The organism is Undibacterium sp. TJN25, from assembly GCF_049339885.1.
Classification (GTDB): domain Bacteria; phylum Pseudomonadota; class Gammaproteobacteria; order Burkholderiales; family Burkholderiaceae_D; genus Undibacterium.
In genome coordinates, this window is the sequence record NZ_JBMPPM010000002.1 from 507,576 (window position 1) to 520,793 (window position 13,218).

General features: G+C 58.9%; 11 protein-coding genes. 10 read left to right on the plus strand and 1 reads right to left on the minus strand.

Translation table 11 applies throughout. The annotated features are described in order from the left end of the window. Positions 1 to 9: 9 nt before the first annotated feature. From ACO0LO_RS06020 to ACO0LO_RS06065, 10 genes are all read left to right on the plus strand, one after another. Positions 10 to 1,509: a tetratricopeptide repeat protein gene (locus ACO0LO_RS06020; RefSeq protein WP_422963291.1), complete on the plus strand. Its 1,500-nt coding sequence runs from the start codon at positions 10 to 12 to the stop codon at positions 1,507 to 1,509. Between the two features lie 158 nt (positions 1,510 to 1,667). Then, a complete protein-coding gene (locus ACO0LO_RS06025) occupies positions 1,668 to 3,242 on the plus strand; it encodes a DUF1800 domain-containing protein (RefSeq protein ID WP_422963292.1) in 1,575 nt (524 codons plus the stop codon). Positions 3,243 to 3,306: 64 nt separating this feature from the next. Next, positions 3,307 to 4,554, plus strand: coding sequence for a DUF1501 domain-containing protein (locus tag ACO0LO_RS06030; RefSeq protein WP_422963293.1), 1,248 nt, complete (start codon positions 3,307 to 3,309; stop codon positions 4,552 to 4,554). A gap of 367 nt (positions 4,555 to 4,921) precedes the next feature. Further along, positions 4,922 to 5,425, plus strand: a complete 504-nt coding sequence (locus tag ACO0LO_RS06035) for a hypothetical protein (RefSeq protein ID WP_422963294.1) — start codon at positions 4,922 to 4,924, stop codon at positions 5,423 to 5,425. Positions 5,426 to 5,572: 147 nt separating this feature from the next. Then, complete coding sequence (locus ACO0LO_RS06040; protein WP_422963295.1) at positions 5,573 to 6,763, plus strand: cytochrome c oxidase subunit II; 1,191 nt, start codon at positions 5,573 to 5,575, stop codon at positions 6,761 to 6,763. A gap of 72 nt (positions 6,764 to 6,835) precedes the next feature. After that, positions 6,836 to 8,602, plus strand: coding sequence for a cytochrome c oxidase subunit I (locus ACO0LO_RS06045; protein WP_422963296.1), 1,767 nt, complete (start codon positions 6,836 to 6,838; stop codon positions 8,600 to 8,602). A gap of 38 nt (positions 8,603 to 8,640) precedes the next feature. Then, a complete protein-coding gene (locus ACO0LO_RS06050; RefSeq protein WP_422963484.1) occupies positions 8,641 to 9,249 on the plus strand; it encodes a bb3-type cytochrome oxidase subunit III in 609 nt (202 codons plus the stop codon). A 10-nt stretch (positions 9,250 to 9,259) separates the two neighbouring features. Further along, on the plus strand, positions 9,260 to 9,952 hold the full coding sequence (locus tag ACO0LO_RS06055; RefSeq protein WP_422963297.1) for a heme-copper oxidase subunit III family protein: 693 nt from the start codon (positions 9,260 to 9,262) through the stop codon (positions 9,950 to 9,952). Between the two features lie 8 nt (positions 9,953 to 9,960). Continuing rightward, positions 9,961 to 10,278, plus strand: a complete 318-nt coding sequence (locus ACO0LO_RS06060) for a cytochrome C oxidase subunit IV family protein (RefSeq protein ID WP_422963298.1) — start codon at positions 9,961 to 9,963, stop codon at positions 10,276 to 10,278. 223 nt (positions 10,279 to 10,501) lie between these two features. Then, positions 10,502 to 12,127, plus strand: a complete 1,626-nt coding sequence (locus ACO0LO_RS06065; protein WP_422963299.1) for a methyl-accepting chemotaxis protein — start codon at positions 10,502 to 10,504, stop codon at positions 12,125 to 12,127. Between the two features lie 168 nt (positions 12,128 to 12,295). Here the strand turns inward: ACO0LO_RS06065 and ACO0LO_RS06070 are convergent, their stop codons facing one another. Further along, on the minus strand, positions 12,296 to 12,964 hold the full coding sequence (locus tag ACO0LO_RS06070; RefSeq protein WP_422963300.1) for a GntR family transcriptional regulator: 669 nt from the start codon (positions 12,962 to 12,964) through the stop codon (positions 12,296 to 12,298). Positions 12,965 to 13,218: the final 254 nt, after the last annotated feature.

Genomic DNA, 13,218 nt, shown 5'->3' on the forward strand with positions numbered 1-13,218 from the left:
GAACAGGCTTTGACAACCGCAGATCTCATCACTTCGCTTTTACAGCAGGCCGTCGGCCTGCAGCAGCAAGGCCATTTCGGCCAGGCGGAAGACTTGTACCTGAAGGTTTTACACGCGCAGCCGGACAATTTTGATGCGATGCACCTGTTGGGCGTCATTGCGCGCCAGACCGGGCGGCCGGCGCTGGCGCTTGAACTGGTCAGTCGCGCCATCGGCATCAACCCTCTGCAGGCCAATGCGCACTGCAATCTCGGCGCTGCATTGCAAGACCTGGACCGGCCGCTGGATGCGCTGGCCTGTTACGACGAGGCTATCCGGCTCCAGCAGGGCTATGCGGTGGCGCTGAATAACCGGGGCAATACCTTGCGCAGGCTGTCGCGCCATGAAGAGGCGCTGGCCAGCTACCGTCAGGCGATAGAGGCCAGACCCAGTTATGCCGAGGCCCATAACAATCTCGGTGCGGTACTGCACACACTGCGTCGCCATGATGAAGCGCTGCTTAGCTATCAGCGCGCCTTGCAATGGAATCCGGCGTTTGCCGATGCCTTGAACAACCTGGGGATTACCCTGCATGCACTGCATGATTTTGACAGTGCGCTTGCAAGCTACGACCGCGTACTGCAACTGCAGCCCGGTCGCGCAGATGCCTGGTGCAACCGCGGCATGGCCTTGCAAAAGCTTCGGCATTTTCAGCACGCGGTGAGCAGTTACGACAGGGCACTCAACATCGACGCCAGGTTTGCCGGCGCGCACCTGGGCCGCGCCAACAGCCTGCGTTCGCTGGAGCGCAATGAGGAAGCCGTCGCCGGCTACCTGCAGGCGATGGAATGCGGAGCCGATGCCGAACAGGTGAACTATGCGCTTGCGGCCCTGGGTGTCGTTGCCGCGCCGGCGGCTTCTCCGGGCGCTTACGTGCGGGAGTTGTTCGATCAGTACGCCGGCCATTTCGACAGCCACCTGCAGCAAAACCTGCAATACCGCACACCGGCTTTGCTGATGGACTTGCTGCGCCCGCATCTGCCAGCGGCGGCGTTGGATATTGTGGACCTCGGCTGCGGCACCGGTCTGTGCGGGGCGCTGTTGAAAGCGTATGCCGGAAGACTGGATGGTGTCGATATTTCTCCCGCCATGCTGGAGCAGGCAAAACAAAAAAAATGCTATGACAGCTTGGCGTGTGTGGACATAGGCGAATTTCTTCGCCGGTGTGAATGCCGCTACGGCCTTGCGGTGGCAGCAGACGTGTTTGTCTACATCGGCGACCTGTCGGACACCTTTGCCGCAGCAGGCAAGGTATTGAAAGAGGGGGGGCTTTTCGCTTTTTCAGTGGAAGAATCAGAACAGGAAGACATTGTTCTCCGAGCCTCTCGCCGCTTTGCGCATTCGCCGGCTTATCTACAGAAAACTGCCGAGGCGCATGGTTTTGTTATTGATGAGATGGCAAGGGAGGTGATCCGGCAGGATAATGGCGCCGACGTGCACGGCTGCCTGGTGGTCATGCATCGCCTTTAAATTGCACAAGCCTTGTTGCAATTCTGCCGGCCAATTTACGATATGTTACTTGTGCCGGCACGGCCGGCGGCACAATATGCGGAAGTGCAGGCAATACGGATGGCAGCCGTTTACATTATCCATCCATGTGTTGTTTCAATAATAACGAGAGGCCGACCATGAAGCTCATTCTTCCGCTGACGCTGGCAGCCATTGTCGCGAGTGCTGCTCTGCCGGCGCAAGCGGCCGAGCTGGCGCCCGAACAACAGGCGATCCACGTGCTGAACCGTCTCGGCTACGGTCCCAAACCGGGCGACATACAGCGCGTGACGCAAATGGGCGTCGACAACTACATACGCCAGCAATTGAATCCCGCCTTCATTCCCCTACCCGCAGACCTTGTGCAGCGCCTGAAAGCGCTGGATGTACAGGACGCGAGCGCCGGCGAGGTGCTGTATGAATACCAGTCAGCGCTGAAACTGACCAAGGACGACAGCGAAGAATCGAAAAAGAAGAGGCGGGAACTGGTGGGCCGCATCGTTGAGCAGACCGCCGAGGCACGCATCTCCCGCGCCATAGACAGCCCGCGCCAGCTGGAAGAAGTCATGGTGGATTTCTGGTTTAACCATTTCAATGTCTTTTCCGGCAAGGGCCTGGACAGGGCGCTGGTTGCCAGCTACGAAAGGGACGCGATACGCCCCTATGTGTTCGGCAATTTCCGCGACCTGCTGGGCGCCACCGCCAAACATCCGGCGATGCTGTTTTACCTGGACAACTGGCTGTCCACCTCCGCCGATTACCAGCCGCGCGCTTTTCGTCGCAATGCCGTGCAGGGTGCAAAGGCGAAAGCCAACGGACTCAATGAAAATTACGCGCGCGAAGTCATGGAGCTGCATACGCTGGGCGTGGACGGCGGCTACACGCAAAAAGATGTGACCGAGTTGGCGCGCATGCTGACCGGCTGGACCTTTGAGCCGCGCGAGCTGGTGCGCAACAACCGCAGCTTCCAGTTCGATGCCGAGCGGCACGACAACGGCAGCAAGGACTGGATGGGACGCCATATCGCGGCACAGGGCCAGCGTGAAGGCGAGTTCGCGCTGGACGTGCTGGCAATGCATCCTGCGACGGCGCATCACCTGAGCTACCAGCTGGCGCAATATTTTGTGCAGGATAATCCGCCTGCGGCGCTGGTGGACCGCATGAGCAAACGTTACCTGGAGAGCGGCGGCAATATCCGCGCTGTGCTGGAAACCTTGTTCAAGAGCCCGGAATTCATGGATGACAGCGTGCTGGCGGCCAAATACAAGACGCCCTACCAGTTCGTGATTTCGGCTGCCCGCGCGGGCGAGATGCCTGTGACCAATATTCGCCCCTTGCTCGGTACGCTGTCGCAGCTGGGCATGCCGCTATACGGCTGCCAGACGCCGGACGGCTATAAAAATACGGAAAGTGCGTGGATGAACCCGGATGCGCTGACCCGCCGTATCAATTTCGCCACTGCAATGGCAACCGGCCGTTTGCCATTGACGAAAAACCTGGACGAGGGCGACAAGATGGGCAAGCGCGCAATGGAGCGCCAGGCCGATGGCGCAGACAAGCCCAGTACGCAGGTAATGGCGCCGCTGAATGCGCAAAACCTGATGGCTGCGCTGGGGCCGGGGATTTCGGCGCGCACGCGCGATGTGATCGCCGGCAATCCCGAAGCCTTGCGCGCGGCAATGCTGCTGGGCAGTCCTGACTTCATGCAGCATTGATACGGCAGCGTTGATAGAGCAGCGTTGATAGAGCAGATGCCTGGGAAACAACATGGGAGATAACATGAAACGCAGGAATTTTTTATTGTCGTGCATGGCCGGCGCCGGACTGGCGTTTCCGGTAGGGCGGCAAGCCTGGGCTTTCCGCAATGCCGACGTTTCCGCGGGTGTGGACAACAGCCGCAAGCTGGTCGTCATCATGCTGCGTGGTGCGGTGGATGGCCTGAACGTGGTGGCGCCGTACGGCGATGCGGACTATATGCGCCTGCGCCCGACCATTGCGCTGGGCCGTCCCGGGCAAGAAAACGGCGCACTGGACCTGGACGGCTATTTCGGCCTGCATCCCGCGCTGGCAGACCTGCAGCCTTTGTGGCAGCAGAAGAAGCTGGCATTCGTCCATGCCAGCGGCTCTCCCGATACGACACGTTCGCACTTCGATGCGCAGGACTACCTGGAATCGGCAACCCCCGGCAGGAAAAGTACGCAGGACGGCTGGATGAACCGTCTGCTGACCGGCTTGCCGGGGCAGACAACGCCCACGCGTGCGATCAGCATAGGGCCGGTAATGCCGCGCATCCTCAGCGGCGTTGCCCCGGCCACCAACCTGGCGGCGGGCGCCGCGGGCACCAAGGCCAATGTGCTGGACCGGCCGCAGCTTGGCAATGCCTTCGCCCAGCTGTACCAGGGCAATGAAAAATATGCGCGCGCGTTTGAAGATTCCAAGGCCGCGCACAAGGAGGTGATGTCGGCTTCAATGGAGAATGAAATGCAGATGGCGAACGGCGGCGCGCCCTTGCCGAACGGCTTTCCTGATGATGCCTCGCGGCTCGCGACGCTGATGCGCAATGACCCCAAGATACAGATAGCCTTCATGGCGCTGGGCGGCTGGGATACCCATGCCAACCAGGGCTCGGCCAAAGGACAACTGGCAAACCGCCTGAATCCGCTGGGCTTGGGCCTGGCGACGCTATCGCGCAAGCTGGGGCCGATGTTCGACGATACGACGATTGTCGTCATGTCCGAATTCGGTCGCACTGTCCGGCAGAACGGCAATGGCGGTACTGACCACGGGCACGGCAATGTGATGTGGGTGCTGGGCGGCAATGTCGCCGGCGGCAAAGTATACGGCGACTGGCGCGGCCTGGCAGACGCACAGCTATATGAAGGCCGTGACGTGCCTGTGACGACAGACTTCCGCCAGGTGCTGGCACAAGTCTGTGAGAAGCATCTGCGCCTGCCCGACGCGCATCTGGCGCAGGTCTTCCCGGCACTGCCGCAGGCAGGCGTGGGCCTGAATTTATTCAGTGCCTGAATACAGGCTCTGGTTTCTACAGGCCTCGCCGGCCCTTGCCGCAGTACTGCCATCGCCATGCTGAAGTGCCTGCGCCTGTGCGTCTGTTAATGACGCAGTGCAGCAGGATTGCCTGCTTTGCATGTTCATGAATTTGTCCTAAACTAAATCCACTACGGCTTTCCTGGCGTCTATTGTTACCTTTAGACTACTAAAGGTACGGCCAGGAAGCTGTTGCGCGACAGGCATGGCTGCGTCTGACAGGGACGGTTCAGCATTGTTTCGCAACGGCTTCCTGCGACGCCCGTCTTACTCTGTGCAAACTCTGTATCACGTCCATATCGAGCCGAAAAAATGATGTTTTTTTTCCGCTTTTTAGGAGACAGCTATGGAACTTCACATGCATTCCCACCATTACGTCGCCCGTACTCCGGACTGGACGGCGGCAGCCGTATCCGGCTTTGTCGCAGGGGCCGTGGTCATGGTGATGGAACTGTTCTGGTCCACCGTCGTCATCAACGTCAGTCCATGGGCGGCGTCGCATCTTGTCGCTGCCATCCTGATGGGGCCGGATGTGCTGCAGTCGGCAACGTTCAGCATGGGCGTGGTGATCGTGGCGCTGGTGATCCATTATGTGCTGGGCGCCGTATTCGGCGCCATCCTGGCCGCCATCATGGCTCCTTTTCATCTTGATTCCAGTGTTGCAATGTCGCTGCTGGTCGGTGCGGTCTTCGGCTTGCTGCTGTATGCATTCAATTTCTACGGCATGGTGCGCGTCTATCCGTGGTTTGCGGACATGCGCAACGCGATCGTGCTGCTGAGTCATCTGCTGTTCGGCATGACAGCTGCGGTGATGTACCGGCAGCTGGAGAGAAACCGTTCGGATGCCTAGGTAGTTTGCCGTGCAGCCAACACGCTCTTAGTCTGCTCTTAGTCTGATAGTCAGTCGTCCTGAAACTATTCCCGCGGCGGAAGGCTAGTCCTTCCGTCCGCTGATGCATGACGTCCCGTTGCGATTGCTGCGGAGAGGAGGATGGATATGGCCATGGTCATAGCACTCGTCGTGATTGTCGTCGCTTCCTTGCTGTTTCATCTCGTCAGCCCATGGTGGCTGACACCGCTGGCGTCCAACTGGGGCCGCATGGACCATACGCTGATGATCACGCTGGTGATCACCGGCTTTTTCTTCGTCGTCATCAACGTTTTCCTGGCATATTCCATTTTGAAATTCCGGCATCGCGCCGGGAATGCTGCGCCGATGGACAGGCATTCCGGCCACCGGGCAGGCTACCAGCCTGAAAACAAGAAGCTGGAAAAATGGCTGATCATCGCCACCTCGATAGGCATCATCGGGCTTTTGGCGCCCGGCCTGTTCGTATATGCCGACTATGTGAAGGCGCCGCACGACGCGCAGGTACTGGAGATCGTCGGCCAGCAGTGGCAATGGCGCTTCCGTTTTCCCGGCCCCAGCGGCAAGCTGGGGTTGACCAATGTCGCGCTGATCAACGGCGGTAATCCTTTCGGCATAGACCCCAAGGATCCGGCAGGGCAGGACAACGTGATCATCAATAGCGGGGAAGTACATCTGCCGCTGGGCAAACCGATCAAGGTGCTGCTGCGTTCCAATGATGTGCTGCATGATTTCTTCGTGCCGCCTTTCCGTGCGCGCATGAACATCGTTCCCGGCATGGTCACGACCTTCTGGTTCACGCCGACCAAGGCAGGCCGCTACGAGGCCATGTGCGCACAGCTGTGCGGCGTGGGCCACGCCAATATGCGCGGCTATGTGGTGGTGGAAGACGAGGCGACCTTCAAGGCCTGGCTGAAGGCACAGCCCACCTTTGCTGCCAGCCTGACGCCTGCAACGCCATCTGCACCGTCCACTACAAGCTCTCCTGCGGCTGCCGGCACGGCTGCGGCGCCGGACCTGGCGGCACAGGGTAAGGCGCTGAGCCAGTCCAAGGGCTGTGTCGCCTGCCATTCGGTGGACGGCAGCGCGGGTGTTGGACCCACGTGGAAAGGCTTGTATGGCAAAACCGAAACCATGGCCGACGGATCGACGGCGCTGGTGGACGAAGCCTACCTGAAGAGCTTTATCCGGGAACCCGCCGCGAGGACAGTCAAAGGTTTTGCTCCGATCATGCCGAAGATAGAAATGAGCGACGCCGAACTGGATGCTCTGGTTGCGTATATCCAGACATACGGCAGCCCGCTGAATAAAAAACAGTAACGGCATCGGCCGGAATAGCAAGAGCAAGAGGCAGTTTATGAAATACGGCAGGGTACAATCAGCGAGGTCAATATGAGTTATGGCGCCGCAAGCCACGATGACGGACATCATGCTCCGCAAAGTTTCTGGACCCGGTACGTCTGGAGCCAGGACCACAAGGTAATCGCCATCCAGTACACCAGCGTGGCCATTGCGGTGGGACTGGTCGGCCTGCTGTTGTCCAACCTGATGCGGCTGCAGCTAGGTTTTCCGGGGCGTTTTCCGGCTATCGATCCTTCGCACTATTACCAGTTCATGACCATGCACGGCATGATCATGGTGATCTATCTGCTGACGGCGCTGTTCCTCGGCGGTTTCGGCAACTACCTGATTCCGCTGATGGTGGGCGCGCGCGACATGGTATTCCCTTACCTGAACATGCTGAGTTTCTGGGTTTACCTGCTGTCGGTGCTGGTGCTGATGGCCAGCTTTTTTGTCACTGGCGGGCCGACCGGCGCCGGCTGGACGCTGTATCCGCCGCAGACGATCTTGCCCGGCACGCCGGGCAACGACGGCGGCATCATCCTGATGCTGGTATCACTGCTGATTTTTATTGTCGCCGCGACCATGGGTGGGTTGAACTATGTCACCACGGTGCTGCAGGCCCGTACCGAGGGCATGACGCTGATGCGCATGCCGCTGACCGTGTGGGGCATCTTCACCGCGACAGTGCTGGCGCTGCTGGCTTTCCCTGCGCTCTTCGTCAGCGGTGTGATGATGCTGCTGGATAAAACGCTGGGTACCAGTTTCTTCATGCCCGCCATCCTGTCAATGGGGCAACTCACCAGCTACAAGGGTGGCAGCCCGCTGCTGTTCCAGCATCTGTTCTGGTTTTTCGGACACCCTGAAGTGTATATCGTGGCGCTGCCGTCGTTCGGCATTGTGTCCGACCTGCTGAGCGTGCATGCCCGCAAATGCATCTTTGGCTACAAGATGATGGTGTGGGCTATCGTCGCCATCGGCGGGCTCAGCTTTGTCGTGTGGGCGCACCACATGTTCGTCAGCGGCATGAATCCCTATTTCGGTTTCTTCTTTGCCACCAGCACGCTGATCATTGCTGTGCCGACCGCGATCAAGGTGTACAACTGGCTGCTGACCATCTGGCGCGGCGATATCCACATGACAGTACCCATGCTGTTTGCGCTGGCCTTCGTCAGCACTTTCCTGATAGGCGGGCTGACCGGGCTGTTCCTCGGCAATGTCAGCGTCGATATTCCCTTGTCCAACACCTATTTTGTCGTTGCGCATTTCCACATGGTGATGGGTGTGGCGCCTATCCTCACGGTGTTCGGCGGCATCTACCACTGGTATCCGAAAGTCAGCGGCCGCATGCTGCACGACGGCCTGGGGAAATTCCATTTCTGGGTTACCTTCCTGGGCACCTACGCGATTTTCTTCCCCATGCACTACCTTGGCATACTCGGCATGCCGCGCCGCTACTATAATTTCGATAACTACCAGTTCATCCCGCAATCGGCGCATACACTCAGTACCTTCATCAGCGTGGTGGCCTTCTTCGTCGGCGCGGTGCAACTCTTGTTTGTCTATAACCTGGTCTGGAGCGCTTTCCGCGGCAAAAGGGCCGCAGCGAATCCCTGGCGCGCGGCATCGCTGGAATGGCAGACGCCGGATACGCCGCCGGCACACGGCAACTGGGGGCCGCAACTTCCCGTGGTATATCGCGGCGCTTATGCTTACAGCGTACCGGGTGCGAAAGAAGACTTTATTCCTCAAAATGCGCCGCCCGAGGCAGGTGTTTATGAGCATGATGGCGAACAGCCGCGCGGAGTGCCGGCATGAACCGCGCCGTGGCACTCGATCCTGCAGGCAGCCATGGCATGCCGCGCGCACCCTACGGTGTCTTGCCGGAAGCGGGCAGGGCGGCACTGAGCGTCGCCTTAGGGGTGTTCATGCTGGTGGCTGGCGCGCTGTTCTCATTGTTCATGGCCGCTTACGTGATGCGGATGACGAGCCCTGACTGGTCGCCGGTCGGCATGCCGTGGCAGCTATGGCTGAGCTCGGCCTGTCTGCTGGCCGGCAGCCTTGCGCTGCAGCTGGCTGCCGGGGCTGCCGGGGCAGGGCGGCTTGCGGCTGCGCGCCTGTGGTTCATGGCGGGCGGCGGCTGCGCGCTGGCTTTCCTGCTCGTGCAGTTATGGGCATGGCAGGTATTGCTGGCCATGCAGGTCCGCCCGGCGGGCAATCCTGCGGGCAGCTTCTTCTACCTGCTGACGGCCATGCATGGCCTGCACGTCGTGGGTGGCCTGGTGTGCTGGATGCTGGCTGCGCGGTTTGCATGGCGTTCCGCGGATGCGGCCGGCGCAGCCTGGCGTATGCGCTTATGTGCGCGTTACTGGCATTTCCTGTTGCTGGCGTGGGTCGCGCTGTTCGCCGCGCTGAACTGGCTTTCACCGGAATTTGTACGCTATATCTGTGGGATACCGCCATGAAGGGATTGCCATGAACACACCAACCGTACCGGTGCATGAAATTGCCGCCTCCCAGCAGGGCTTGCGCGGTTTCGTGGCGGACTGGTCGTCCGACCGCGAGGCCTTCAAGGTTTCCTGGGGCAAGGCGATGATGTGGATCTTCCTGCTCAGTGACACTTTCGTCTTCAGCTGCTTCCTGACCGGCTACATGACGGTACGCATATCGACCACCGCTCCATGGCCCAATCCCAGCCATGTATTTGCGCTGAATATAGGCGGCACCGAAATGCCGCTGATCCTGATCGCCATCATGACCTTCGTGCTGATCAGTAGCAGCGGGCTGATGGCAATGGCGGTCAACTTTGCCTACCAGCGCCAGCGGGTGCGCACCGCAACACTGATGTTTGCCACCGCTGCGCTGGGGGCTTGCTTTGTCGGCATGCAGGCGTTTGAATGGACCAAGCTGATCGTTGAGGAAGGCGTACGTCCCTGGGCCAATCCCATGGGTGCAGCACAGTTCGGCTCGGTGTTTTTCATGATCACCGGTTTTCACGGCCTGCATGTATCGATAGGCGTGATTTACCTGCTGGTGGTGGCCTGGCGCGTATTACAGGGGCGCTATGAAAAAAGCGGCAACTACCAGATCGTCGAGATCGCCGGGCTGTACTGGCATTTTGTCGACCTGGTCTGGGTGTTTATCTTTGCGTTGTTCTATCTCTGGTGAGGCCTGCCATGTCTACCGCCGCCCATGCACAAACCCATTCCATCGGCCTGTACCTGAAGATCTGGGCTTTGCTGTTCGTGCTTAGTACGCTGTCTTATCTGGTGGATTATTTTCATTTCGAGGGGTATGTGCGCTGGGGACTGATCCTGCTCTTCATGGCGCTGAAGGCGGGGCTGATCGTTGCCGTGTTCATGCATCTGGCATGGGAAAGGCTGGCGCTTATCTACGCTATCCTGTTGCCGCCCGGCGCACTGCTGGTGCTGATAGGCCTGATGGCGGGCGAGGCCGATTACACCTTTGCGACGCGCCTGATGTTTTTCAGATAATGCGGTTGTCCTGTTGCCGTTGTTTTGTCACTATTGTTAACAATCCGATTTGTACCGGCTTTCCTTGCCTTCTCGTCAAAAGCCTGTTGGCCTGCTGATACGCGAGGGCTCCATGTCTTGCGTAAAGCGATGTTTGGGCACACAATCGGTGCCAAGGCAGCGTATCCAGGGTTCGCGGCTGCCTTCCTAAAACAGAAGCCCAAATCCATTCCTACGAGACGCCATGAACCTCCTGACCAACGTACGCATCTCCACCCGCCTTGCCATCGGCTTCGCGATTGTGCTTATTCTCTCTGTCATTTCGACATCCTTTGCGCTGATCAGTGCCAGGAGCAACGCCGCTGCAACGCGGCAGATGATGGAAAAGCCGCTGGCCAAGGAAAGGCTGGTCGCCGACTGGTACGTGCTGATCTATTCCGCCATCGCGCGTACCTCGATGATCGCGCGCAGCACGGACGAGACACTGTCCAATACCTTCAGCGAAGTGATCTCCGCCAGCACCAAAAAGGGCAGCGATACGATGAAGGGCATAGAAACGCTGCTCAATACTGAAGAAGAAAAAGCGCTGTACAAGGAGATTGTAGAGCTGCGCGTCAAATACCAGGCCGGCAAGGAAGCGGTAATGAATGCCCGCAAGGGCGGCGATGCCGCAGCGGCGGAGCGTGCCTATAACGAGATATTCGTGCCGGCCAGTAAAAATTACGAAGGCAAGGTCATGGAGTTGCTGACGATGCAGCGCAAGAGTATCGATATGACTGCTGCCGCGATCGACCAGGCCAATGACCGCAGCACCAGCCTGATGATAGTGCTGAGCGTGCTACTGGTGGCAATCGGCGTAGTCGCCGCTGTCATTATTTCGCGCAGCATCACCATGCCGCTGAAGCAGGCGATCCATACCGCGACGATGGTCGCAGCGGGCGACCTGACGACTGCCATCAACACTTCGGGCCGCGACGAGATCGGAGAACTGATGCTGGCGCTGGAAGCAATGAACGAAGCGCTGCGCAAAATCGTCAGCCAGGTCAAGAGCGGCACCTATGCAATTGCCGGCGCCGCGGGTGAAATTTCCACCGGCAACCTGGATTTGTCGGCGCGTACCGAGCAGCAGGCCAGCTCGCTGGAAGAAACCGCTGCATCAATGGAAGAGTTGACCTCCACCGTCAAGCAGAATGCCGAGAACGCAGGCCAGGCCAACCAGCTGGCGATGACGGCGTCGGACGTTGCGGTGAAAGGTGGCCAGGTGGTGTCGCAAGTCGTGGAAACCATGGGCTCGATCAATGAGTCGTCGCGCAAGATCGTGGACATCATCAGCGTCATCGACGGGATTGCCTTCCAGACCAATATCCTGGCGCTGAATGCAGCGGTGGAGGCAGCGCGTGCCGGCGAGCAGGGGCGCGGTTTTGCGGTGGTGGCTTCCGAGGTGCGCAACCTGGCGCACCGTTCCGCCGATGCTGCGAAGGAAATCAAGATATTGATCGGCGATTCCGTGGAAAAGGTCGGCATCGGTGCCAAGCTGGTCGATGCCGCCGGGGCGACGATGGAGGAAGTGGTTGCCAGCGTCAAGCGGGTAACCGACATCATGGGCGAAATCACCGCTGCAACCAAGGAACAGAGCGCCGGTATCGAACAGGTGAACCTGGCGATTACCGACATGGATAACACGACGCAGCAGAATGCGGCGCTGGTGGAGCAGGCTGCGGCTGCAGCGCAGAGCATGCAGGACCAGGCGGCGGCGCTGGCGAATGTCGTGGATACCTTCAAGCTGGATAACCAGGGCTATGGCGCGGCTGCCAAGCCCGCTCCTGCAAGGCGGCCCGTGATGGCCAAGCCGGTGGTGGCACTACGCTAGGCCGTAATTTACTCGTATTACATTGACTGCAATTCCTCTCCCGTACGTTGGCATCTTGAGGTTGCAGGCGATAGAGCGGTTTCTATTGTTAGCAGGGCGTTGTCGGTCAGTCCAGTCCATCATGGGTGCGATCATGCGTTTGCTGCTTACTTGAACTGAGACTACCCGTCAGGCAGCTGCAGTGCTCACTTCCAGCCGGGACAGAGAAGCAATCAGGTCGGCAAAGCGCTGGCCCTGGATCATGATATGGCCGCGCAGTAGTTCCGCGGTCAGTTCTCCATCGCCGTTGATGATGGCTTGCACGACATTGTCGTGTTCGCCGTACGATGTGCCGAGGCGGTCGCGCACACGGAGTTGCAGACGGCGATAAGGGCGCAGGCGGCGGTGCAGCTTGGTGGCTTGCTCCGCCAGGAAGCTGTTGTGGCTGCCGGCATAGATCAGGCCGTGAAATACCTCATTTTTGTAGAAATAGTCGTCGGGGTCGCAAGCATCGCGCGCCTCTTTGCAGGCCTGGTGGGCGGTCAACAGTTCCGCGTGCTCGCCAGCGGACATTCTGCGCGCCGCCATGCGGCCGCACATTGCTTCAAACTCGGCCATGACTTCAAACATTTCCACTAATTGCTGCGGTCCCAGTTTAGCGACCAGTGCTCCGCGCCGCGGACGCATTTCCACGATGCCCATGGACGCCAGCTGTATCAGCGCCTCCCTGATGGGAGTGCGGGACACGTCAAACCTGGCGGCCAGCTCCACTTCATCCAGATGTTGTCCAGGCGCAAGCTGCCCTACGGCGATCATCTCTTCCAGGGTTTCCCTCAGCGTTTCAGAGCGGTTTTTCATGTCATGTCTCTTTTAATAGTGGGTTTATTTTAGCACCTGTATACTTTTTAATTGACATAAAATGCAAAGTGGAACATCTTGTATACATAAAATAAAATCTGGCATACTACATAAGCTGAGTATAGCCTGCATAAAAACACACGGGAAAACTCGGCGGGTCATTAAACGGAAATTAATTGCTTGTAGGATATATTGTTTTTTCTATAGTATGGGTACCGGTCGCACAATGCCGGACAGATACTGCTGAATGGCCC